Source organism: Desulfovibrio piger ATCC 29098, assembly GCF_000156375.1.
In the GTDB taxonomy this organism is placed as follows: Bacteria; Desulfobacterota; Desulfovibrionia; order Desulfovibrionales; family Desulfovibrionaceae; genus Desulfovibrio; species Desulfovibrio piger.
This window is the reverse complement of sequence record NZ_DS996359.1, coordinates 438,276-462,316: the sequence shown is the minus strand read 5'-3', so window position 1 is coordinate 462,316 and position 24,041 is coordinate 438,276. Positions and strand designations below refer to the sequence as shown.

Below are 24,041 nucleotides of genomic sequence, written 5' to 3'. Positions count from 1 at the left end.
TCTCTCCCCCGTGCTTTCCTTTGCCTTCACGGACAGCCTCCCCTTCCCAGCGGCAGGAGTCCGTCCGCCTCCTGCCTGCACGACCTTTCCCCGGCGTCCCACAGACAGCCCCTTCTCCCCTGTCCAGCCAAAGAGGCACCTGCGCATGAGCCCTGCCCCTTGCCACCGCGCCTACCGGACAGCAGCCGCCATCCGGCGGCGATCCCCACGCAGCGCGAACGACAACGCCCCTTCCCCTTGACAGGGCCTCCCTCTCACGGAACACTGCCGCAAAGACTTTTTTCCGGGAGAGAACTATGGACGTCATCCGCGCCAAGACCGCCGGTTTCTGCATGGGGGTCGGTCTGGCCCTGCAAAAACTGGATACCGCTCTGGAACAGCCCTGCGAGGGCCGCACCTGCACCCTGGGCCCCATCATCCACAACCCGCAGGTGCTGGCCGATTATGAGGCTCTGGGGGTTTTCTGCGCCCAGGATCCTTCCCAGCTCGATGCCGCGGACAGGGTCCTCATCCGTGCCCACGGCATCACCCGTCAGGTGGAAGAAGCTGTCCGGGCCACCGGCGCCGACGTGGTGGACGCCACCTGCCCCAAGGTCAAGCGCGCCCAGCTGGCCATCGAACGCGCCACCCGCGACGGTGCGGAGCTGCTGCTCTTCGGTGAGGCCGATCATCCCGAAGTGCGCGGCCTCGTCTCCTATGCTCACGGCCCGGCCCATGTGTTCGGAAGCCGAGACGAACTGGCCGCCCTGCATGTGGACCCGGAACGCTCCTATGTGCTGGCCTCCCAGACCACCCAGGACCGCTCCGTCTTCGAGCAGCTGGAAAAGGAACTGCGTGAACGGCTGCCCCGGCTCAAGGTCCTGGCCACCATCTGTGACGCCACCCGCGAGCGTCAGGAAGAAGCCCGCAGCATCGCCGCCCAGGTGGATGCCATGGTGGTGGTGGGCGGACGCCAGAGCGGCAACACCCGCCGTCTGGCCGACCTGGCCGCCCAAAGCGGCATCAGCACCTATCATATAGAACAGGCCGAAGAACTGCGGGCCGAAGACTTTGCCGGCAAGAAGCGCGTGGGGCTCACCGCCGGGGCCTCCACCCCCCGCAAGCTCATCGACGCCACCCAGCACTGGCTGGAACAGTTGCCCGATTAAAAGGATGCCCGCGGGGGCGCCACGACGTGCCCCCGCGAGCCATGCTGTCTTGTGAACAAAAGGCTTTACCGTACGTGACGCGCGGCAAAAAAACTTTTCTCCCGTTCCCGGCCCTCGCGGTGCTGCCCTTCCTGCCCCGGCCAGGGCCCTTCGGACATTCCCCTTATTTTTTTCTTGTATTTGTTTGCCGGCAGGATGCACCTTTCGGCAAACAGGGCCTGGGCTCAACGCCGGTTATAATAGTCTGGATTTAAAGATTATTTTTGAGCGGCATCACGACCCGGCCACCATTGTGATATTTTTCACCAGAGCGCTGGAGCCATGAAACTTCTCCGGTCGTCCGCCGCAGCCGTTTGCAAAGCCCCGCTCTCTGGCGTACACTGAAAACCAGTTCCGCACACGGGACAGCCCCCGTTCACCGGGCCGCCGCAAGGCGTTTCCGGCGGGGCGCCTGTGTTTTTTCTGGGGGTAGAATGGCTCTGATCCTGGGTACCGCCGGTCACATCGACCACGGCAAGACATCTTTGGTCCGCGCGCTGACGGGCATCGACTGTGACCGTCTGGAAGAAGAGAAGCGGCGCGGCATCACCATCGAACTGGGCTTCGCCTGGGTCCCCATGCCGGGCGGCGAGCGCCTGGGCATCGTGGACGTGCCCGGCCATGAACGTTTCGTCAAAAACATGGTGGCCGGTGCCGCCGGTGTGGACTTCGTCATGCTGGTCATCGCCGCCGACGAAGGCGTCATGCCCCAGACCCGCGAACATCTGGAGATCTGCTCCCTGCTGGGCATCCGGCACGGTTTCGTGGCCCTGACCAAGGTGGACATGGTGGACGCGGACTGGCTGGAGCTGGTCCAGGAAGACGTGCGCGCCTTCCTGCAGGGCACCTTCCTGGAAGGCGCCCCCATCTTCCCCGTCTCGTCCAGCACGGGCCAGGGCATCCCGGCCCTGCGCGAACACATCCTGGCCTGCGCCAGCAGCCTGCCGCCCCGGCACGGCTCCGATGTCTTCCGCCTGCCGGTGGACCGCGTGTTCACCCTCAAGGGGCATGGCACGGTCATCACGGGCACGGTCATCTCCGGCGCGGTCAGCGAAGGGGACGAACTCTGCTTCATGCCCGGCGCCCTGCCCACCCGCGCCCGCAGCCTGCAGCGCCACGGCAGCAGCGTGGAGATGGTCCGCGCCGGCGAACGCTGCGCCGTCAACGTCCAGGGCCTGGAAGTGACGGACATCCATCGCGGCAACACCCTGTGCCGTCCCGACACGCTTTTCTCCTCCCGCCGCTGGCTGGTGCGCCTGCAGTGCCTCAAGTCCGCGCCGCGCCCCCTGCGCCAGCGCACCGAGGTCCACTTCCACCACGCCACGCAGGAATGCGCGGCCCGGGTGGTCTTCTTCGACCGTGACCGCCTGGCCCCCGGCGATTCCTGCCTGGCCGAGCTGCGCTTCTCCCATGATATGGTGGGGGTCTTCGGCGACCATTGCGTGCTGCGCGCCTATTCGCCCCTGCGCACTGTGGCCGGCGGCACCATCGTCAGCCCCCTGCCGCCCCTGCTGCGCCGCAAGGACCCGGATTTCCAGAACAAGCTCGATCTGCTGGCCCGTCTGCCCGAACTGGCCGCCCCCGAATACATCACGGCCCATTCCGGCCTCGACCTCACCAGGGCGGCCCTGAGCCTTAGTGGCAGCGCGGGCGCCAGCCACAGCCAGCTGCAGGTCCTCACCGGCCAGAACGCCGCGGCCCTGCAAAAGCAGCTGGTCCAGCTTTCTTCCCAGGGCGAGGCCATCTGCTGGCACAAGGAAGGCCGCATGTGGATCGCCAGCCTGCATTTCGAAGCCCTGATCCGCGCCTGTCTGGACAGGGCCGCCGCCCTGCACGCCAAGAACCCGCTCAAGCCCTCGCTGCCCAGCGGTGCCCTGTGCGCCGGCTGGGGCGACAAGCTGCCCCAGCGTCTGGTGGCCCGCGTGCTGGAAGCGGCCCAGAAAAAGGGCCTGCTGGTGGCCGAAGGCGACGGCCTGCGCCTGGCCAGCCACAAGGTCACGCTGGCTTCCGACCAGGAGGGACTGAGCCGCAAGCTGCTGGAGGCCCATGTCAGTGCGGGCCTGACCCCGCCCAATCTCAAGGACGTGCTTGAGGAACTGGGCGTGACCAGCAAGGAGGCGGCGCCCGTCCTGCGCCTGCTCTGCGAGCAGAAGAAGCTGGTGCGCGTCAAGGACGGCCTGTACTACAGCAACGAGGCCGTGGAAGAGATCCTGGACAAGGTGCGCCAGTGGTTCGGCGACCACGAGGATCTGGACGTGGGCGGCCTCAAGGAGATCCTGGGCCTCTCGCGCAAGTACCTCATCGCGCTGCTGGAGTTCATGGACAGGGAAAAGATCACCGTCCGGGTGGGAGACGCCCGGCAGTACCGGGGCCGTTAGGGACAGGCTGCCTGTCCCTGTCCGGTGGCCGCAAGGTCGCCGCCCGAGGCCCGACCAACAACAGCGTCATGCTCCGGCGACCGCGCCCGCGGCCGCCCGTGTCCGGGCGAGAGCCCTCGTCCCCGGACGGCACAAAGTTTGAGACGCCCGGCGTTTCAAACGCCAAATGCTCTACAAGGAGAGTCTATCATGGCACAGAAAATCCTGGTTATCGGCGGCGTTGCCCTGGGTCCCAAGGCTGCCTGCCGCTGCAAGCGCCTGATGCCCGACGCCGAGATCACCCTGGTGGATGAAAACCTCTTCATCTCCTACGGCGGCTGCGGCATCCCCTATTATGTGTCCGGCGAGGTCAACAACCTCGACGACCTGCGCGCCACGCCCTACCACACCGTGCGTGACCCCGAATTCTTCCGTACCATGAAAGGCATCACCGTGCGCAACCAGACCCGCGCCATGGCCATCGACCGCGCCGCCAAGACCCTGCTGGTGCGCAACGTGGTCACCGGCGAGGAAGAAAAGCTGCCCTACGACAAGCTGGTGCTGGCCACCGGCGCCACCCCGCGCATGCCTCCGGTGGAAGGCCATGACCTCAAGAACGTCCTGACCCTCACCCGTCTGGAAGCCGCCGACGTCATCCGCAAAGCCTGCGAATACGGCCAGGTCAACGAAGCCGTCATCGTGGGCGGCGGTTTCATCGGTCTGGAAGCCGCCGTGGCCCTGTCCGACATGTGGGGCGTCAAGGTCAGCGTGGTGGAAATGATGGACCAGATGCTGCCCGGCGTGCTCTCCCACAACATGGGCAAGATGGCCGCCCACGACTGCGAGGCCCACGGCCTGTCCGTCTACACCTCCGAAAAGGTCGTCAAGCTGGAAGGCAAGGACGGCGCCGTGTGCAAGGTCATCACCGACAAGCGCGAACTGCCCGCCCAGCTGGTGATCTTTGCCGCCGGTTTCCTGCCCAACGGCCAGCTGGCCAAGGACGCCGGTCTGGAAGTGGCCCCCTTCGGCGCCATCGTGGTCAATGAAAAGATGCAGACCAGCGACCCCGACATCTACGCCGGCGGTGACTGCGTGGCCATCAAGAACCTCATCACCGGCAAGCTGGGCTACCTGCCCCTGGGCAGCATGGCCAACCGCCAGGGCCGCGTCATCGGCACCAACCTGGCCGGCGGCGACGCCAGCTTCCCCGGCTTCGTGGGCACCTGGGCCGTGAAACTGTTCGACATGTCCTTCTGCGGCGCCGGTCTCACCGTGGAACGCGCCCGCAAGGAAGGCTATGACGCCATCTCCGTGGCCGTGGAACAGCTGGACCGCGCCCACTTCTATCCCGAAAAGAACATGATGAGCCTGGAACTGGTGGTGGACAAGAGCGACCGCCGCGTGCTGGGCATCCAGGGCGCCTGCACCGCCGGTGACGCCCTCAAGGCCCGCATCGACGCCGTGGCCGCCGTGCTGCAGTACGGCAAGCCCACCGTGGAAGACATCTCCAACCTGGAGATCTCCTACGCGCCGCCTTTCGCCTCCGCCATGGACGTGGTCAACGTGGTGGCCAACGTGGCCGACAACGTGCTGGCCGGCCGTGTGAAGCCCATCACCTCCGAAGAGTTCATGGCCCTGTGGGAAAAGCGCGCCGAGAACAACATCTTCTTCATCGACGCCCGTCCCGCCAAGGCCGGTCAGGCCGTGCAGGCCGTCCATCCCGAATGGCACTCCATCTCTCTGGAAGAGATGCCCAGCCGCGTCAACGAAGTGCCCAAGGACCGTCCTGTGGCCATCATCTGCAACACGGGTCTGCGCGCCTATGACAGCGTGCTGATCCTGGCCCGCAACGGCATCACCGACGTGGTCAACGCCGCCGGTGGCATGCAGGCCGTGCTCAAGACCGGCGGCAAGATCTAGCTGTCCGTCCTTGTGACCTCTCCAAGGGGCTCCCGTCAGGGGGCCCCTTTTTTCATGGCCTGCCCTCCCGCGTCCCGGCGGACGGGCGCTGCCCCCGGGGGAGCGCGGCCCGGACGTCCGTACCGGTCGGCAGAGGGCTTTGCCGCGTCTGCCCTTTGCCTCGCTTTTCCGGCCTGTCTCCGGTGCGTTCCGCCCCCAGATCGCCCGCCTTCCCCCCGGCCCCGTCCCGGTCGTTCCGGCACATGTTTTGCCCCTGCCCGGCCTGCCGTCCCCGCCTGCCGGAAAGCGCCTTCAAAGCCTTGCGCGGCGCCGATTTGCAGGCTATGATCACATGACACATTTCATGGGATTTTCCGTAGTTGCCTTTTGTCGCCCTTTTTAGTAGGCAGCCTGAAGAGAGACAAAGGCGGTGCTCACGCGTCCTGCGGGGCCACAGCGGCCCAAAATCTTCCTAACCCCTTTGTTTCTCTTATAAAAATGCCTGCGCATTTTTTTTCACAGCCTGACCACATTAGACTGTTCAAACAAACAATTTTGTGGTAGGGCTCATCCATTGCGAACAGGCACGGTCCCGGCCGTTTTTTCGGGCTTCTTCCGCCCGGGCCGCTCCGGCCTCATGCCACGGCATGATGCGATGGATCCTCTCTGTTTGCACACGACCACCGGCCTGCCGGTGTGTCCATTCCGGAAAAACATGCGCGCCAAGATAGACGCGCAAGGAGGAACAGATGGCGAAAATGAAAACCATGGACGGCAATAACGCCACCGCGTATATTGCCTACGCTCTGTCGGACACGGCTGCCATTTACCCCATTACCCCTTCGTCCGTCATGGGCGAAGTCATGGACGAAATGGCCGCCAAGGGTTGCAAGAACCTGATGGGCCAGACCGTGACCGTGCGTGAAATGCAGTCCGAAGCCGGTGCCGCCGGTGCCGTGCACGGTATGCTGGCTGCCGGTTCTCTGACCAGCACCTACACCGCTTCCCAGGGCCTGCTGCTCATGATCCCCAACATGTACAAGATCGCCGGCGAACTGCTGCCCGGCGTCTTCCATGTTTCGGCCCGTGCCCTGGCTTCCCACGCTCTGTCCATCTTCGGTGACCATCAGGACGTCATGGCCTGCCGTCAGACCGGCTTTGCCTTCCTCTGCTCCTCTTCGGTGCAGGAATGCATGGACATGGCCCTGGTCGCCCACCTGTCCGCCCTTGACGCTAGCGTGCCCTTCTGCCACTTCTTCGACGGTTTCCGTACCTCTCACGAAGTGCAGAAGATCGAGACCATCGATTACGAAGACATCCGCAAGCTGGTTCCCTGGGACAAGGTCGAAGAGTTCCGCGCCAATGCCATGAACCCGGAACATCCCCATATCCGCGGTACCGCCCAGAACCCCGACATCTTCTTCCAGAACCGCGAAGCCAGCAACCTGTACTATGATGCCGTGCCCGGCATCGTGCTGGAAAACATGAAGAAAGTGGCCGCCATCACCGGCCGCAAGCATCGCCTGTTCGACTACGTGGGCCATCCCGAAGCCGACCGCGTGATCATCAGCATGGGTTCCTCCTGTGAAGTCATCCAGGAAACCGTCAACTACCTGAACGAACGCGGCCAGCGTGTGGGTCTGGTGAAAGTGCATCTGTTCCGTCCCTTCTCGGCCGAACACCTGCTGCAGGCCATCCCCGCCACCGCCACCACCATCACCGTCCTCGACCGCACCAAGGAACCCGGTTCCCTGGGCGAGCCCCTGTACCAGGACGTGTGCACTGCCTTCATGGAAAAGGGCGAAGCTCCCACCATCGTGGGCGGCCGTTACGGTCTGGGCTCCAAGGACTTCACCCCCGGCATGGCCAAGGCCGTGTTCGACAACATGCTGGGCCTGGCTCCCAAGAACCACTTCACCGTGGGCATCAACGACGACGTGACCAACCTGAGCCTCGACGTTGAAGAAGAGATCGACACCGTGCCCGCCGGCACCGTGCAGTGCAAGTTCTTCGGTCTGGGCGCCGACGGTACCGTGGGTGCCAACAAGCAGGCCGTCAAGATCATCGGTGACAACACCGACATGTACGCTCAGGCCTACTTCGCTTACGACTCCAAGAAGTCCGGTGGCTTCACCGTGTCCCACCTGCGCTTCGGCAAGAGCCCCATCCAGTCGTCCTACCTCATCACCCAGGCCGACTACATCGCCTGCCACAAGGCCGCCTATGTCACCCAGTACGACATCCTGGACGGCATCAAGGACGGCGGTACCTTCGTGCTGAACTCCAACTGGTCGCTGGAAGACATGGAAAAGCACCTGCCTGCTTCCATGAAGCGCACCATTGCCCGCAAGCACCTGAAGTTCTTCAACGTTGACGCCGTTGCCGTGGCCCAGGAAGTGGGTCTGGGCGGCCGCATCAACATGATCATGCAGACCGCTTTCTTCAAGCTGGCCAACGTGATCGACTTCGACAAGGCCGTGGCCCTGCTGAAGGAATCCATCAAGAAGACCTACGGCATGAAGGGCGACAAGATCGTCAACATGAACATCGCCGCCGTGGACAAGGGCATGGACGCCCTGGTCGAGATCAAGTACCCCGAATCCTGGGCTGACGCCACCGAAGGTGCCGAAGTCTGCCATTGCGGCGACGACGAGTACATCGCCGGTGTGGTGCGTCCCATCCTGGCCCAGCGCGGCGACAAGCTGCCCGTGTCCGCCATGGAACCCGCCGGCATCATGCCCCTGGGCACCGCCGCCTGTGAAAAGCGCGGTGTGGCCATCAACGTGCCCGAATGGGTGGCCGACAACTGCATCCAGTGCTGCCAGTGCTCCTTCGTGTGCCCCCACGCCGCCATCCGCCCCGTGGTCGCCAATGACGAAGAACTGGCCGGCGCTCCCGAAAGCTTCGTGACCGTGCCTGCCAAGGGCAAGGAACTGACCGGCATGAAGTTCCGCATGCAGGTGTACGCCGAAGACTGCCTGGGCTGCGGCTCCTGCGTGGAAGTCTGCCCCACCAAGCCTGAAAAGCGCGCCCTGTCCATGAAGCCCCTGGATACCCAGATCGACGCCCAGGTGGCCAACCTGGCCTTCGCCGAAGCCAACGTCTCCATCAAGGACGACCTGATGGCTCGCGACACCGTCAAGGGTTCCCAGCTGCAGCAGCCCCTGCATGAGTTCTCCGGCGCCTGCGCCGGCTGCGGTGAAACCCCCTACGTCAAGGTGCTCACCCAGCTGTTCGGCGAACGCATGCTGATCGCCAACGCCACCGGTTGCTCCTCCATCTGGGGCGCCTCTTCCCCCACCACGCCCTACACCACCAACAAGGACGGCTTCGGTCCCGCCTGGGGCAACAGCCTCTTTGAAGACGCCGCCGAATTCGGCTGCGGTATCGGTCTGGGCTACAAGCAGCGCCGCGGCGCCCTGGCCCTGGCTGTGAAGGAAGCCCTGGCCACCGAAGGCATCGACGACGAACTGAAGGCCTCCCTGCAGGGCTGGCTGGACAACATGGACGACGCCGAAGGCTCCCGCAAGTTCGGTGAAGAGATCCTGGACAACCTGGACAGCCTGTCCGAAGCCAACCATGCTCTGGCCCACAAGCTGTGGGATATGGGCGACCTCTTCACCAAGAAGAGCGTGTGGATCTTCGGTGGTGACGGCTGGGCCTACGACATCGGTTACGGCGGTCTGGACCACGTCCTGGCTTCCGGCGACGACATCAACGTCCTGGTGATGGATACCGAAGTGTACTCCAACACCGGCGGTCAGGCCTCCAAGTCCACTCCTCTGGGCGCCATCGCTCAGTTCGCCGCTGCCGGTAAGCGCATCGGCAAGAAGGACCTGGGCCGCATGGCCATGAGCTACGGCTATGTGTACGTGGCCTCCATCGCCATGGGCGCCGACAAGCAGCAGGTGCTCAAGGCCTTCCGCGAAGCCGAAGCCTACAAGGGCCCCTCGCTGATCATCGCCTACGCTCCCTGCATCAACCAGGGTATCCGCAAGGGCATGGGCAAGAGCCAGGAAGAAGAAAAGCTGGCCGTGCAGACCGGCTACTGGCCCCTGTACCGCTTCAACCCCGAACTGGCCAAGGAAGGCAAGAATCCCTTCCAGCTGGACTACACCAAGGATCCCAACGGCGAACTGCAGGCCTTCCTGGCCGGCGAAACCCGTTTCGCCGCTCTGGACAAGAAGGATCCCGAAGTGTCCAAGCAGCTCAAGGCTGAACTGGACAAGGCCTACAACGAGCGTCACGCTCTGTACAAGCAGCTGGCCAGCCTGCCCCATCCCGGCAGCGAAAACTAAGCCGGCATACGCTGAATAAATGAAGGGGCGCGGCCGCAACGGCCGCGCCCCCATTATCTGGAGCGCGGGTCGAGCCCCTGCGTCCTCCGGCCCCGCCGGCAAGGACGCGCCCATGCCGGGACGGCAGACCCGCATGGCGCAACACCATATTTCCGCCCGCAAGGGCAGCGGCCTGCGGGCCGCGGCGCGCAGCGCGCCATCAGCCAACCCGCGCTTTGGAAGTTTCCGGCTCGCGAAACTTCAAACATAACGGCATCGATTCACCGGGGCCAGCGCCCCGTCCTGGAGGAAACCATGCATCGCGCCCTATACCTTACCGCCACGGGCCCGCGCACCGGCAAGCGCGCCATCGCCCTGGGCACCATGTCCATCCTGAGCCGCAACATGCAGGATGTGGCCATTTTCCGCCCCATCATCAATGAACCCCAGCTGGATGACCGCGCCCCGGACATCAACCTGCTGCTGGAACACTTCAAGCTCAAGCAGGACTACTGCGACACCTTCGCCTACACCTACCAGGAAGTGCGCACCATCATCAATCAGGGCGACCGCAACCTGGTCATCGAGAACATCATCCAGAAGTTCAAGGAACTCCAGAGCCGCCACGACTTCGTGCTCTGCGTGGGCACCGACTTCCTGGGCAAGGACCCGGTCTTCGAATTCGAACTGAACGCCGAGATCGCCTCCAACCTGGGCTGCCCCGTGATGCTCATCACCAGCGGTGAAGGCAAGAGCGCCGAAGAAGTGCGCGACTCCCTGCTGGTGACCCGCGACTCCATGGCCCCCTACTCCCTGGACGTCATCGCCACCATCGTCAACCGCTCCAGCCTGACCCGCGCCGAAGCCGACGACCTGAGCGATATCTTTGCCGCCGACGACAAGCCCGGCCTGGTCTACGCCATCCCGGACGAGCCCGCCCTGGGCCGCGCCACCATGCGTGACCTGCAGAAGGGCCTGAACGCCGAAGTGCTCTCCGGCGAGGCCCACCTCGACGCCCTGGTGGGCGACTACCTCATCGCCGCCATGCACGTGGACAACTTCCTGGGCTACCTGGCCAAGGACCAGCTCATCGTGACCCCCGGCGACCGCACCGACATCCTGCTGGCCTCCATCGCCTCCCGCCTGTCCTCCAGCAAGCCCGACATCGCCGGCGTGCTGCTGACCGGCGGCATCCGTCCCAGCGCCGAAGTGAGCAGCCTCATCGAAGGCTGGACCGGTGCTCCCCTGCCCGTGCTGCTGACCGACCAGCACACCTCCAAGGCCTTCATGTCCCTGCAGGAGATCTACGGCCTCATCGAGCCCACCGATACCCGCAAGATCAACACCGTGCTGGGCCTGTATGACCACTACGTCAACGGCAAGGAGATCAGCGCCCGCCTGAACATGACCAAACCCGGCCGTATGACGCCCATGATGTTCGAACTGAACCTCATCGAGCGCGCCAAGGCCAACAAGATGCGTATCGTCCTGGCCGAAGGCGAGGAACCCCGCATCCTGCAGGCCACCGACATCCTGCTGCGCCGCGAAGTGGCCGACATCATCCTGCTGGGCAATGAGGACAAGATCAACAAGCTGGCCCGCGAACTGCACCTCGACATCAGCAAGGCCACCATCATCGATCCCGCCACCTCGCCCAAGTTCGAAGACTACGCCGCCACCTACGCCGAACTGCGCAAGGCCAAGGGCGTGACCATCGAACGCGCCCGCGACGTCATGAGCGACGCCACCTACTACGCCACCATGATGGTCAAGAAGGACGACGCCGACGGCATGGTCTCCGGTGCCGTGAACACCACCGCCCACACCATCCGTCCCGCCTTCGAATTCATCAAGACCAAGCCCGGCTACTCCGTGGTCTCCTCGGTCTTCCTGATGTGCCTCAAGGACCGCGTGCTGGTCTTCGGTGACTGCGCCGTCAACCCCAACCCCACCTCCCAGCAGCTGGCCGAGATCGCCGTGGCCTCCGCCGATACCGCCAAGGTCTTCGGCATCGATCCCCGCGTGGCCATGCTCTCCTACTCCACCGGTACGTCCGGCAAGGGTGCCGACGTGGATGTGGTGGTGGAAGCCACGGCCCTGGCCAAGGAAAAGGCTCCCGAGCTCTCCCTGGAAGGCCCCCTGCAGTACGACGCCGCCATCGATCCCACCGTGGCCAAGACCAAGCTGCCCAACAGCAAGGTGGCCGGCAAGGCGACCGTCTTCATCTTCCCCGACCTCAACACCGGCAACAACACCTACAAGGCTGTGCAGCGTGCCGCTGAGGCCGTGGCTATCGGTCCTGTCCTGCAGGGCCTCAACAAGCCCGTCAACGACCTGTCCCGCGGCTGCACCGTGCCCGATATCGTGAATACCGTGGCCATCACCGCCATCCAGGCCGCTGCCGAAAAGCAGAAGTAGTACGGACCAGCGCCGGCTCGCCCGGCATCCTGTCCGCAACCACCATATCAGGGACGGAGCCTAGGCTCCGTCCCTCCATTCCCCCCTGACGAGGATCCTCATGAAAGTACTGGTTATCAACGCTGGCTCTTCCTCCTGCAAATATCAGCTGCTGGAAATGGACACCGAGACCGTCCTGGCTTCCGGTCTGGCCGAACGCATCGGCCAGGGCATGGGCAAGCTGACCCACAAGATCGCCCCCGACACCGACCACGAAGAAAAGATCGTGCGCGAAAGCGCCTTCCCCACTCACGTGGAAGCCATGGAAATGGTCATCGCCCTGCTGACCGACGCTGAAAAGGGCGTCATCAAGGACAAGAGCGAGATCTACGCCATCGGCCACCGCGTGCTGCACGGCGGCGAATCCATCACCGAGACCGTGAAGGTGGACGAAAACGTGAAGCAGATCATCCGTGACTGCTTCCCCCTGGGCCCCCTGCACAACCCCGCCAACCTCATGGGCATCGAAGTGGCCGAAAAGCTCTTCCCCGGCGTGCCCAACGTGGCCGTGTTCGACACCGAATTCGGCATGGCCATGCCGCAGGAAGCCTACATGTACGGCCTGCCCTACGAGATCTACGAAGAGATGCACATCCGCCGCTACGGCTTCCACGGCACCTCTCACAAGTACATCGCCAAGAAGACCGCCGAATACTTGGGCAAGCCCCAGTCCGAGCTGCGCTCCATCACCATGCACCTGGGCAACGGCTCTTCCATGAGCTGTGTGAAAGACGGCAAGTGCTTTGATACCAGCATGGGCCTCACCCCTCTGGAAGGCCTCATCATGGGCACCCGCTGCGGTTCCATCGACCCGGCCATCGTCCCCTTCATCATGGAAAAGAAGGGCCTGACCCCCGAGGAAATGGACACCCTGATGAACAAGAAGTCCGGTCTGCTGGGCCTGTGCGGCTTCACCGACATGCGTGACGTGCACAAGGAAGTGGAAAACGGCAACAAGAAGGCCGAACTGGCCCTCAACATGCTGGTCCGCAGCATCAAGAAGACCCTGGGCGCCTACTTCTTCCTGCTGGGCGGCAAGGTCGATGCCCTGGTCTTCACCGCCGGTATCGGTGAAAACGACGACATCGTCCGCGCCAAGGTCTGCGAAGGCCTGGAAGAACTGGGCGTGCGCCTGAACCTGGAAGAAAACGGCACCCGCAAGCCCGGTGCCCGCACCATCTCCACCCCCGACAGCAAGATCAAGGTCCTCATCATCCCCACCAACGAGGAACTGCAGATCGCCCAGGCCACCATGGAAGTGCTGGCCTAAGGCAAAACATATGTTGAGGAGGAAGGGCCCCTTCTGCCTGCGGTAACAAGCGGGCCTTCCCCTCAGACTCCCCCCTCCCAAACGCTCTTGGAAAGGCGCGTCCCGCGCGACTTCCTCCGTTCAAAGCAGAGCACCATGGGACGGGGCGCGGCGACAAAGGCCGCATTCGGAGCTGTGCCCGCCGCACCGGTGCCTCGCTTCCCGGCTCAACGACAGCTCCCACGATACGAAACGGGGCCGTCTCTTCACGAGACGGCCCCGTTTTCTTTGTATCGGTGATCTGCCGGGCAGAGCGCCTTGAGGGGGAGGGCCCCTTTTTCCTGCGGTAAAAAGCGGGCCCTCCCCCTCAAACTCCCCCTCCCCCCAAAAACCGCTCATGGTCTGGCGCGCTTCACGCGCCTTCCTCTGTTCAGGCAAAAAAACAAGGAGGGGAAACGACAACAGAGATGTCGCCCGAAGGGGGGCCGCCATACCGCACTCCAACAGACTACCGGCGGTGACAGCGCGCCAGACCATGCTGTGCATCCCGGGAACCGCCAAGCACCAAGCCCATCGACGGCCGCACGTCTCGCCTGATAACCGGAACAATTTTTTCTGAAGGGAAAGAGAGGAGCCTTGCATGGCGGTGAAAGCTTGGGGCGCTGGGAAAAATCCCCGTCTCTTTCAACGCCTATAATTTCTTCTGCTCTTCCGGCAGGAGGTGTCCCCCTGACAAAGTTTTTTGGCGTGGAGGGGGAGCGCGAGGGGGAGGCCGCACCTTTTGTCCACAAAAGGGGGGCCTCCCCCTCGCAACTATCCTTCTCGCCTACTGCGGGCGATCCAGCACGCGCAGGGAGATGGCCTCGGCCACATGGGCGGGAGCGATGGCGTCCTTGCCCTCCAGATCGGCGATGGTGCGGGCAAGACGCAGCACACGGGTGTAGGCGCGGGCGGAGAGGCCCAGAGCACGCACGGCCTGCTCCATGAGCGCGTGCCCGGCGGCATCGAGGGCACAGTGGCGTTCCAGCAAAAAGCCGCCCAGATCGGCATTGCAACGGCAGGCCGTCCCGGTATAACGGGCATTTTGGCGCTCACGGGCCGCCAGGACGCGTTTTCGGATGGTGGATGAGTCTTCGGCAGGGCTGCCCCCGCGCAAGTCCTCATAGGGCACGGCAGGCACCTCCACGTGGACGTCGATACGATCCAGCAACGGACCGGACAGCCGGTTGCGGTAGCGGTGCAGGATGTCGGGGCGACATGTGCATTCGTGGTCGGGGTCCCCGTAGTAGCCGCAGGGGCAGGGATTCATGGCGGCCACCAGCATGCAGGCGGCCGGATAGGTGAGGCTCTGCCCGGCACGGGCAATGGTCACGCGGCCGTCCTCCAGGGGCTGGCGCAGCACTTCCAGCGCGTTCTTGCGAAATTCGGGCAGCTCGTCGAGGAAGAGCACGCCACGGTGGGCCAGGCTCACCTCACCGGGCAGAGGATGCAGGCCGCCGCCCACCAGAGCCACTTCCGAGACCGTGTGGTGCGGCGCCCGGAAGGGCCGCACGCGCACAAGTCCCTGACCGGGGGCCAGCTTGCCCGCCACACTGTAGATTTTGGTCACTTCCAAGGCTTCTTCAAAGTCCAGCGGCGGCAGGATGGTGGGCAGACGCTGGGCCAGCATGGTCTTGCCGCTGCCGGGCGGGCCAATCATGAGCAGATTGTGCCCGCCGGCGGCCGCCACTTCCAGCGCACGCCGCGCGCCCTGCTGGCCGCGGACCTCGGCAAAGTCCATGCCGCACAGGACGGCATCCTCTGGAGACACGGGCAAGGGCTGCCGGGCTTCGAGCTCTTCCCGCCCCAGCAGAAAGGCCACGCACTGGGAAAGATGCGTGGGCGTGTAGACGGCCACGTCCCGGACCACGGCCGCTTCGGCACCGTTGTCCGGCGGCAGGATGACGGAGCTGAGGCCCTGCTGCCGGGCCATGATGGTCAGGGGCAACATGCCGGGCACCGGCCTGAGCGCACCGGAAAGGGAAAGTTCTCCGGCAAAGACACGGCCCTGCAAGGCTTCCACCGGGATCTGGCCGCTGGCCGCCAGCAGGCCCAAGGCCAGGGGCAGATCGAAGGCCGTCCCGCTCTTGCGGCGTCCGGCCGGGGCCAGGTTCACGGTGATGCGCGAAGGCGGCAGGCGAAAACCGCAGGCCCGCAGGGCCGAAAAAACCCGCTCCCGGGCCTCGCGCACGGCAGCCTCGGCCAGGCCCACCAGCGTAAAGCCGGGCAACCCCTGGCGCACCAGATCCACTTCCACGTCCACCGGAAAGGCATCCACCCCTTCCAGACCGGCGCTGTACAATCGTATGACCATAATCCTCCCCCACCGCCGTCGGCCCTGCCGCTGAACGGCCTCCCCGTGCGGCATGGCCTGTTGCCCGGCCCGCACGACGGCTGCAAAAAAAGCGCTGCCGCATCTGCGACAGCGCCTGTGATCATGCTCCTGTGGAAAAAGCCCGCAGGACACGGAACGGATCCCCACCGTCATGCCCTTCCCATAACGCGATGCGGGAAGAAGGCACGACCGGGAAAGGAGCCGCCTTCCGGCAGCGGAGACATGCCCCTTCCCGCAACGAATCCCTCCGGTTTTCGGGCCCTAGCGGACGGCCTTGCCGATGCGGCTCCAGCGCGGGCTGTTGTCCTTGTCGTCCCAGGACCAGTAGATGCGCCAGGCCTTGGCCTGGATGGCACCGCGATCCACAAAGCCCCAGAAGCGGGAGTCCAGCGAGTTGTCGCGGTTGTCGCCCATGACGAAGTACTTGTCCGGCGGCACGGTCACGGGACCGAAGTTGTCGCGGATGGGCTCGATGATGTTGGGCTGCTCGTAGCGGATGTAGCTCTCTTCCACGGGCATGCCGTTGCGGTAAAGACGCTTGTCACGCACGGTGATGACGTCGCCGGGCAGGCCGATGACGCGCTTGATGTAGTCCACCGAGGGATCGTTGGGGTATTCGAAGATGATGATGTCACCGTAGGCGGGATCATCGCCACGGTAGATGTAGGTGTGGGTGAAGGGGATCTTGATGCCGTAGGCAAACTTGCTGGCCAGCAGATGGTCGCCCACCAGCAGGGTCTCGACCATGGATTCCGAGGGGATCTTGTAGGCCTGGACCACGAAGGTCCTGATGACGAAAGCCAGGACCAGCGCCACCAGCAGGGCTTCGCCGTATTCACGGATCAGCGATTTCTTGGAGGATTTCTGCAGCAATGTACTCATGGATCTTCCTTTTTCGTGATTGCCGCCCAAGCGTGCGGCCCTTGCACTATGCCCCGGCAAAGCGCCGAGGGCAAGTACCCGGAGGTTATTTGCCGAACTTGTCCACGTAGCCCATGATGAAGACCAGCAGGATGATGCAGGGCAGGCCGTAACGCAGATAATACTTCATGAAGCGCGGAAAGCGCACCCCCTGGCCCTGGTTGACCTCGGCCACGAAGTTGTCCCAGCCCCAGCCGCGCCGCCAGCTGCAGAAAAGCAGGAAGAGCAGGCAGCCGAAGGGCAGCAGGTTGTTGCTGAGCAGGAAGTCTTCCAGATCCAGCACGCAGGTGCCGGGGCCCAGGGGCTGGAAGTCCGCCAGCAGGTTGAAGCCCAGCGCGCAGGGCAGCGAGGCCAGCCACAGACAGACAAAGTGCACGGCGCAGGCACGGCGGCGCGACATGCCGCTGACGTCCACGCTGTAGGAGATGATGTTCTCGAACACGCCGATGACCGTGGAGAGCGCCGCGCAGCTCATGAAGACGAAGAAGAGCGTGCCCCAGAGGATGCCGCCGTCCATGGCGTTGAAGATGTTGGGCAGGGTGATGAAAATCAGGCCCGGACCGCTGTTGGGCGCCACGCTGAAGGCGAAGCAGGCCGGGAAGATGATCAGGCCCGCCATGATGGCCACGAAGGTATCCAGGCTCATGATCCACAGGGCCTCACCGGTCAGGGAACGGTCCTTGCTCTGGTAGCTGCCGAAGATGGTCATGTTGCCGATGCCCACCGACAGGGTGAAGAAGGCCTGGGTCATGGCCGCATTGAGCACGGCATACCAGCCCACGCTCTGCATCTTCTCCAGATCCGGGGCCAGATAAAAGCTCACGCCCGCGCCCGCACCGGGCAGGGTCAGGCTGCGGACCACCAGCAGCACCAGGATGGCCAGCAGGCCCACCATGATGACCTTGACCACGCGCTCCACGCCCTTCTGCACGCCCATGGCGCAGACCAGGCAGCCCACGCCCACCACGATGGTCATGCCCAGCACCTGTTCAAAGGGGCTGGCCAGCGTGCTGCCGAAAAAGGACGCCACGCCCGTGGTGTCCAGACCGGCCAGGTTGCCGGAAAGGCTGTGCCAGCAATAGGCCAGCATCCAGCCCGTGACCGTGGTGTAGAACATGGAAAGCAGGTAGCTGCCCCACAGGGGGATCTTGCTGAACATGTGCCAGCGCGTGCCCTCGGGCGGCAGGACCTTCAGGGCGCGGCCCATGTTGCTGCGGGACGCGCGGCCCACGGCGAATTCCATGATCATCACCGGCAGGACGGCCAGCAGGCAGAGCAGGTAGACGCCCACGAAGACCGCGCCGCCGTACGCACCGGTGATATAGGGGAAGCGCCAGACGTTCCCCAGCCCGATGGCACAGCCCGCCGAAAGCAGCAGAAAGCCCAGACGGCTGCCCAGCATCTCTCTGGACTGAGACATGAAACCTCCCTGCCGGCCGCGGATGAGGGTCGGCATGTGTCGTTGTGAGGGAAAGAAGCCGTGCACGACCTCAGTCCCGGCGCCCTGCCCTTCCATGCCGCCTGGCCGGTACCGGCCAGGGACGCTCGCGGCGCATGGCCGGAGGCCTCCGGCGGATTGTCAGGAGCGGGACGCGAAGACCGTCACCCCAAGGGGACGGCTGAAAAACGGGGATACGGCCGGTCCGGAGCAGCTCTGCCCCGGGCCGGGCATGACAGGACCGCCCCCCGGCGGCCGCGGCACGGCGCGGGGAACGGTCCCGACAGCGGGAGCGGCCCTTGCGGGCCGCCGGGCCCGCCTACTTCCAGAACTTGTCCACGTAGCCCATGACGAACACGAAGATGATCAGACAGGGCAGGACGTAGGTCACATAACCGCGCAGCCAGCGGGGGAATTTCATGCCGATGCCCTGGTCCACTTCGGCGATGAAGTTGTCCCAGCCCCAGCCGCGACGCAGGCAGCAGAAAAGCAGGAAGAACAGGCCGCCCAGGGGCAGGATGTTGTTGCTGATGAGGAAGTCTTCCAGATCCAGCACGCAGGTGCCGGGGCCCAGGGGCTGGAAGTCGGCCAGCAGGTTGAAGCCCAGCGCGCAGGGCAGCGAGCAGACCCAGATGCCCACGGCATGCACCCAGGTGGCGCGGCGGCGTTCCATGCCCCACACGTCGGCGCTGTAGGAGATGATGTTCTCGAACACGGCGATGACCGTGGAAAGGGCCGCAAAGCTCATGAAGATGAAGAACAGCGTGCCCCACAGCTGGCCGCCGGCCATGACGTTGAAGATGTTGGGCAGGGTCACGAAGACCAGGCCGGGGCCGGAACCGGGCTCCACGCCAAAGGCGAAACAGGCCGGGAAGATGATCAGGCCGGCCATCAGGGCGACGAAGGTATCCAGGCCCATGATCCACATGGCCTCACCGGTCAGGGAACGGTCCTTGCCCTGGTAGCTGCCGAAGATGCACATGGCGCCGATGCCCACGGAAAGGGTGAAGAAGGCCTGGTTCATGGCCGCGTTGATGACCGGGAACAGACCGGTCTTCTCCAGCTTGGAGGGATCGGGCGACAGGTAGAAGGAGACGCCCGCCTCGGCGCCGGGCAGGGTCAGGGAGCGGATGACCAGGGCCATGAGGATGAAGAGCAGGCCCAGCATCATCAGCTTGACCACGCGTTCCACGCCCTTCTGCACGCCCATGGCGCACACGCCGCAGCCCATGAGCACCACCAGGGTCATGCCCACCACCTGGGCCACGGGGTCGCCCAGGGTGGCGCCGAAGAACTTGCCCACACCGGCGGCATCCAGACCGCTCAGGGCGCCGCTGGCCATGTACCAGCAGTAATAGAGCATCCAGCCCGTGACCGTGGTGTAGAACATCATCAGCAAATAACTGCCGATGAGGGCCACCTTGCCGCCCCAGTGCCACTTGGAGCCCTTGGGCTCAAGGATGTGGAAGGCCAGGCCCATGTTGCGGCGGGCGGCACGGCCCACGGCGAATTCCATGATCATGGTAGGCACCACAGCGAACAGGCAGAGCAGATAGATACCCACGAAGATGGCGCCACCATACGCGCCGGTGATGTAGGGGAAACGCCAGACGTTCCCGAGGCCGATGGCGCAGCCCGCCGAAAGCAGCAAGAAGCCCAGACGGCTTCCCAGCATCTCACGCTGTGTGTTACCAGACATAATTCCGCCTTGATCCTTTGAGAGTTGATATGGTCCAGCCCTGCTAGCCGCGCAACGCGAAGTTGGCGGCAAAGCAGACGGCAACAATGTACATGATGGGGCTCACCTCGCGCCAGCGCCCGGTCAGGACGCGCAGCACCACGAAGCTGATGAAGCCGAAGCCGAAGCCCGTAGCGATATTGAAGGTCAGGGGCATGGCGATGATGGTCAGGAAGGCCGGGATGGCCACGCTCAGATCGCGGAACTTGATCTGCACCACTTCCTGCATCATCAGGGCGCCCACCAGCACCAGCACGGGGGCCGTGGCATAGGCGGGCACCATGGCCACCAGCGGCGTGAAGAACAGGGCCAGCAGGAACAGGCCCGCGATGGTCACGGCCGTGAGGCCGGTACGGCCGCCTTCGGCCACGCCGGCGGCGCATTCCAGATAGGACGTGGCCGTGGTGGCGCCCAGCACGGCGCTGCACATGGTACCGATGGAGTCGGTCACCAGGGCCCTGTCCAGATGGCGGATGTGGCCCTCTTCATCCATGAAGCCGGCCTTGCGCGCCAGACCGATGAGCACGCCCATGTTGTCGAACAGGTCCACCATGGTCAGGGTGAAGATGATGGAGATCAGGCCGTGATGCAGGGCCCCCTTGAGGTCCATCTGCATGAAGGTCTCGGTGGGCAGGGGCAGACTGAAACCGGAAAAGGCCTGCTCCGGCATGGCGGTCACGCCGCAGAGCACGCCGGCCACGGTGACGGTCAGGATGCCGATGATCATGGAGCCGGGCACCCGCAGGCACATGAGCATGGCCATCAGGGCCAGGCCGCCCAGGGCCAGCAGGGCTTCGGGCCTGGTCAGGGGCCCCAGGGTGACGAAGGTGGAGGGATCCGCCACCACGATGCCGCAGTTCTTGAGGCCGATGAAGGCGATGAAGGCCCCGATACCGACCACGATGGCGTATTTCAGATCCATGGGCACGGCGTCGATGATCATCTGCCGCACGCGGGTCACGGTCAGCAGCATGAAGAACACGCCGGAGATGAAGACGGCGCCCAGGCCCGTCTGCCAGCTGTAGCCCGCCGGGCCGCAGACGTAATAGGCAAAAAAGGCCGTGATCCCCAGGCCGGGCGCCACGCCCACGGGGAAGCGCGCCCACAGGCCCATGAGCAGGGTGATGGCGATGGTCACCCAGATGACGGCGGCCACGGCGCTCTCGCGCGGCATGCCCGCATCGGCCAGCATGGAAGGCACCACGAAGATCAGGTAGCACATGGCCATGAAGCTCGTCAGACCGGCACGCAATTCCTGCCGGACCGAGGTCCCGTTGGCCTTGAGGGCAAAAATCTTTTCCAGCATACATCCTCCTTTCGAACCGGAGCGGGCCGCCGTGGGAGTCGGGCCCCGGCGCACCGGCAAAAAGACAGGCCCCCAGGGGCCGGTCACCGGGCATCCGCCCGACCGGCCGGGGCCATGCTTCCCTGGCCTGCGGCAGCGCGGCGTCCGGCTGCGCTCCGCAACAGTGGTGCGAAGCGTTCTTATACCCGGCAAGCCCCGCTCTGCCAAGTGCGCCGCCAAAGCAAAAAAGGCGCGGCACCCCCGTCAGGGATGCCGCGCCGGCAAAAACATTCCTCAGGCGGCCGGGCCGGTGCCGCCCTGTTCCGGGCCGCTCCAGACGCCCTCGGTGACCATGTGGCGTCCCCGCGCCCAGACATGGCGCGGCCAGCCCTGCACCTCAAGACCTTCATAGGGCGTGTAGTCGCCCTGATGCAGACCGCGGACGCTCAGCTCCCGGCAGTAGACCGGATCCAGCACCACCACGTCGGCGTCGAAACCGGCTTCCAGACGGCCCTTGCACTCGCCCAGGCCCAGCAGGGCCGCAGGCGTGGTGCAGGCCACGTCCACGAAGCGCGGCAGGGTCAGACGGCTTTTGCGCACGCCTTCCGAGAACAGCAGGGGCAGGCGCGTCTCCACGCCGGGCATGCCCTGCGGGCAGGCAAAGACCGATTCCCGGCCGGTGGCCCACTTGCGGGCATAGCTGACCTCGTCATGGGCGGAGACCACATGGTCCAGCAGGCCGCGGGCAAGGGCTTCCCACAGCAGGCGCCCGTCACGCGGGGCCCGCAGGGGCGGCATGCAGACGTATTTCAGGCCCTCGGCCGCACCTTCGCCGTAGCAGGCGGCGTCCAGCAACAGATAGCGCGGCGCCGTGCAGGCGTGGATGCGGCCGCAGTCATGCCCGCCGGAAAGCGCCGTCAGGGCACGTGCCGACGAGACCGGCCCCAGGCACAGGGGGCTCTCCGCCGCATGGGCCAGGGTCAGCGCCAGACGCACGGCCGTTTCTTCGGCATAGGCGGGAAAGACCTGCGGCCAGATCTGCACGTCCCGCTGCCCTTCGGCCTCCAGACGGGCGCGCATGCCCCTGACCACGGGCTCCAGACCGCAGGCCGCCAACGGCAGCATGCCCTGGTTCTTGAGACCGCGCAGGCGCGTGCAGGCATCGGCCGCCGTCAGCAGCGACGCGGGGAAGGCCGCGCAGGCCGCCGCATCCGGCAGTTCCCCGGCGGCATCGGCGTGCACGACCACATCCAGGGGCAGGCCGTCCGTCACCGGCGTGGAACCGTCGCACGGCGGCAGCACGCCCAGGCTGGTGGTACCGCCCAAAAGCGCGGCCCGGGCCAGTCCGCCCAGTCCCGCACCGGCGGGGCGCACCTGGGCGTCCACCCCACCGGGCAGCACATAGCAGTCCGTAGCGTCCACCACGCAGGCACCGGAAGCGGAAAGGCTTTCGCCCACTTCCACGATACGCTCGTCCTCGAACAAGACATCGGCCCTGCGTACGCCGTCATGGCGCACCACAAGACCACCCTGTACCAGAGTACGCATGATCCCGACCTCGCTGTTACAGGCCGCGTCCCATGGAGACGCCGCCGATCATCTGTCCTTTGGCCTTGACCTCCGTGCCGCAGCCGCTCAGGCAGGCCGCCAGCATCACCGCCGCCAGCAGGAGCAGCGGCAGGAAAAGCCGTCCCTTGCGCGCGGGCCTCATGACGGACGCTCCTGCGTGACCTTGGCACCGGCGGGCACGTCGTCGGTGATCCAGACGTTGCCGCCGATGACCGCGCCCCGGCCCACGGTGACGCGGCCCAGGATGGTAGCGCCCGCGTAGACCGTCACCTTGTCTTCCAGGATGGGGTGGCGCGGGATGCCCTTTGTCAGAGTGCCGTCGGCATTCTTGGGGAAGGAGAGCGCGCCCAGGGTCACGCCCTGGTAGAGGCGGCAGCTGTTGCCGATGATGCAGGTCTCGCCGATGACCACGCCCGTGCCGTGGTCGATGAAAAAGTCGTTGCCGATGGTGGCCCCGGGATGGATGTCGATGCCCGTGCGGGAATGGGCCATCTCGGAGATGATGCGCGGGATCAGCGGCACCTTGAGGCTGTACAGCTCATGGGCGATGCGGTGGTGCACCATGGTGTACATGGAGGGGTAGCAGAAGATGGTCTCGCCCGGGCTGGTGGCCGCGGGGTCCCCCTCGTAGCCCGCCTGGGCATCCCCGGCCAGCTTGTGGCGGATGTCCGGCAGCTTGTCCATGAAGGCCAGCGCCAGCTCGCGGCTGTTGCGCTCGCAGTTCTGGCAGCCTTCGCCCTCGCCCTTGCAGGAGAAGGAGATGCCGCGCTGGATCTGCTCGGCCAGCAGACGGTAGACGCTGTCCAGATTGGCGGCCAGATGATGGCGCATGGATTCCCGCCAGACGCGCGCGGCCCCGAAATAGCCGGGGAACAGGGCGGCCCGCAGGCGATCCATGATCTCGTTCAGCCTGTCCAGGGAAGGCATGGCCATGCCGCGGGCCGAACAGTGCCAGACCTTGTCCAGGGATTCGGGATGGCAAAGACGGTCGACCACGGAATCCAGCCGCTCCATGGCGGCGGAAGAAGTATTATCCTGAAGAATGCTCATAGTCACCTGCGTTGCGTTTTTTCGCGCATTGTACACGGCAGACGCCCGCAAGGCAAAGGAAAACGGGCACCTGCCGGCGAGAGCGCCCGGCGTTGACAAATCCGCCCGCTGGGCTAGGTTCAGGACGCAGGCCCCCCTGCCGTCCGCGTCCAAACGGCCCGTCCGCCGGAGGGCGAGCGCAAGAACGCGAACAGCTCCCCGGCCTGTCCGGCCCTTTTTCCGGCCGGGCCTCATGCGGGC

General features: G+C 64.9%; 14 protein-coding genes. 6 read left to right on the top strand and 8 right to left on the bottom strand.

All coding sequences use genetic code 11. From position 1 onward, the window contains the following. Positions 1-296 precede the first annotated feature (296 nt). The 6 genes from ispH to DESPIG_RS08610 all read left to right on the top strand — a co-directional run bounded on the left by ispH (position 297) and on the right by DESPIG_RS08610 (position 13,447). Entirely contained in the window at positions 297-1,148 is an 852-nt protein-coding gene (ispH, locus tag DESPIG_RS08640; RefSeq protein WP_006007587.1) for a 4-hydroxy-3-methylbut-2-enyl diphosphate reductase, read from the top strand. Positions 1,149-1,621: 473 nt separating this feature from the next. Further along, positions 1,622-3,565, top strand: a complete 1,944-nt coding sequence (selB, locus tag DESPIG_RS08635; protein ID WP_006007581.1) for a selenocysteine-specific translation elongation factor — start codon at positions 1,622-1,624, stop codon at positions 3,563-3,565. A gap of 189 nt (positions 3,566-3,754) precedes the next feature. After that, the gene (locus DESPIG_RS08630; RefSeq protein WP_006007579.1) at positions 3,755-5,464 is read left to right on the top strand and encodes an FAD-dependent oxidoreductase; all 1,710 of its coding nucleotides are present in this window, start codon (positions 3,755-3,757) and stop codon (positions 5,462-5,464) included. Positions 5,465-6,192: 728 nt separating this feature from the next. Continuing rightward, positions 6,193-9,741 carry a pyruvate:ferredoxin (flavodoxin) oxidoreductase gene (gene nifJ, locus DESPIG_RS08620; RefSeq protein WP_006007573.1) on the top strand — a complete coding sequence of 1,183 codons (3,549 nt, stop codon included), beginning with the start codon at positions 6,193-6,195 and terminating at the stop codon, positions 9,739-9,741. Positions 9,742-10,035: 294 nt separating this feature from the next. Further along, positions 10,036-12,138, top strand: a complete 2,103-nt coding sequence (gene pta / locus DESPIG_RS08615; RefSeq protein WP_006007568.1) for a phosphate acetyltransferase — start codon at positions 10,036-10,038, stop codon at positions 12,136-12,138. A gap of 100 nt (positions 12,139-12,238) precedes the next feature. Then, positions 12,239-13,447 carry an acetate kinase gene (locus DESPIG_RS08610; RefSeq protein ID WP_006007566.1) on the top strand — a complete coding sequence of 403 codons (1,209 nt, stop codon included), beginning with the start codon at positions 12,239-12,241 and terminating at the stop codon, positions 13,445-13,447. 805 nt (positions 13,448-14,252) lie between these two features. On the opposite strand, the gene DESPIG_RS08605 is transcribed toward DESPIG_RS08610, so the two are convergent. From DESPIG_RS08605 to epsC, 8 genes are all read right to left on the bottom strand, one after another. Further along, on the bottom strand, positions 14,253-15,779 hold the full coding sequence (locus tag DESPIG_RS08605) for a YifB family Mg chelatase-like AAA ATPase (RefSeq protein ID WP_040369754.1): 1,527 nt from the start codon (positions 15,777-15,779) through the stop codon (positions 14,253-14,255). A gap of 282 nt (positions 15,780-16,061) precedes the next feature. Beyond that, on the bottom strand, positions 16,062-16,682 hold the full coding sequence (gene lepB / locus DESPIG_RS08600; RefSeq protein ID WP_006007562.1) for a signal peptidase I: 621 nt from the start codon (positions 16,680-16,682) through the stop codon (positions 16,062-16,064). Positions 16,683-16,767: 85 nt separating this feature from the next. Then, positions 16,768-18,141: a sodium-dependent transporter gene (locus DESPIG_RS08595; RefSeq protein WP_040369753.1), complete on the bottom strand. Its 1,374-nt coding sequence runs from the start codon at positions 18,139-18,141 to the stop codon at positions 16,768-16,770. Positions 18,142-18,478: 337 nt separating this feature from the next. Beyond that, a complete protein-coding gene (locus DESPIG_RS08590) occupies positions 18,479-19,858 on the bottom strand; it encodes a sodium-dependent transporter (protein WP_040369752.1) in 1,380 nt (459 codons plus the stop codon). Between the two features lie 43 nt (positions 19,859-19,901). Beyond that, positions 19,902-21,203 carry an NCS2 family permease gene (locus tag DESPIG_RS08585; RefSeq protein ID WP_006007556.1) on the bottom strand — a complete coding sequence of 434 codons (1,302 nt, stop codon included), beginning with the start codon at positions 21,201-21,203 and terminating at the stop codon, positions 19,902-19,904. Between the two features lie 273 nt (positions 21,204-21,476). Continuing rightward, entirely contained in the window at positions 21,477-22,730 is a 1,254-nt protein-coding gene (locus DESPIG_RS08580; protein ID WP_006007554.1) for an amidohydrolase family protein, read from the bottom strand. 16 nt (positions 22,731-22,746) lie between these two features. Next, positions 22,747-22,893 carry a hypothetical protein gene (locus DESPIG_RS13815; RefSeq protein ID WP_006007553.1) on the bottom strand — a complete coding sequence of 49 codons (147 nt, stop codon included), beginning with the start codon at positions 22,891-22,893 and terminating at the stop codon, positions 22,747-22,749. After that, positions 22,890-23,801, bottom strand: coding sequence for a serine O-acetyltransferase EpsC (epsC, locus tag DESPIG_RS08575; protein WP_040369750.1), 912 nt, complete (start codon positions 23,799-23,801; stop codon positions 22,890-22,892). The genes DESPIG_RS13815 and epsC overlap by 4 nt, the downstream gene beginning before the upstream one ends. Positions 23,802-24,041: the final 240 nt, after the last annotated feature.

What these genes read in the sequence shown, in the direction of transcription:
- ispH (WP_006007587.1), top strand. Translation starts at nt 297, where the DNA reads ATGGACGTCATCCGCGCCAAGACCGCCGGTTTCTGCATGGGGGTCGGT.
- selB (WP_006007581.1), top strand. Translation starts at nt 1,622, where the DNA reads ATGGCTCTGATCCTGGGTACCGCCGGTCACATCGACCACGGCAAGACA.
- DESPIG_RS08630 (WP_006007579.1), top strand. Translation starts at nt 3,755, where the DNA reads ATGGCACAGAAAATCCTGGTTATCGGCGGCGTTGCCCTGGGTCCCAAG.
- nifJ (WP_006007573.1), top strand. Translation starts at nt 6,193, where the DNA reads ATGGCGAAAATGAAAACCATGGACGGCAATAACGCCACCGCGTATATT.
- pta (WP_006007568.1), top strand. Translation starts at nt 10,036, where the DNA reads ATGCATCGCGCCCTATACCTTACCGCCACGGGCCCGCGCACCGGCAAG.
- DESPIG_RS08610 (WP_006007566.1), top strand. Translation starts at nt 12,239, where the DNA reads ATGAAAGTACTGGTTATCAACGCTGGCTCTTCCTCCTGCAAATATCAG.
- DESPIG_RS08605 (WP_040369754.1), bottom strand. Translation starts at nt 15,779, where the DNA reads ATGGTCATACGATTGTACAGCGCCGGTCTGGAAGGGGTGGATGCCTTT.
- lepB (WP_006007562.1), bottom strand. Translation starts at nt 16,682, where the DNA reads ATGAGTACATTGCTGCAGAAATCCTCCAAGAAATCGCTGATCCGTGAA.
- DESPIG_RS08595 (WP_040369753.1), bottom strand. Translation starts at nt 18,141, where the DNA reads ATGTCTCAGTCCAGAGAGATGCTGGGCAGCCGTCTGGGCTTTCTGCTG.
- DESPIG_RS08590 (WP_040369752.1), bottom strand. Translation starts at nt 19,858, where the DNA reads ATGTCTGGTAACACACAGCGTGAGATGCTGGGAAGCCGTCTGGGCTTC.
- DESPIG_RS08585 (WP_006007556.1), bottom strand. Translation starts at nt 21,203, where the DNA reads ATGCTGGAAAAGATTTTTGCCCTCAAGGCCAACGGGACCTCGGTCCGG.
- DESPIG_RS08580 (WP_006007554.1), bottom strand. Translation starts at nt 22,730, where the DNA reads ATGCGTACTCTGGTACAGGGTGGTCTTGTGGTGCGCCATGACGGCGTA.
- DESPIG_RS13815 (WP_006007553.1), bottom strand. Translation starts at nt 22,893, where the DNA reads ATGAGGCCCGCGCGCAAGGGACGGCTTTTCCTGCCGCTGCTCCTGCTG.
- epsC (WP_040369750.1), bottom strand. Translation starts at nt 23,801, where the DNA reads ATGAGCATTCTTCAGGATAATACTTCTTCCGCCGCCATGGAGCGGCTG.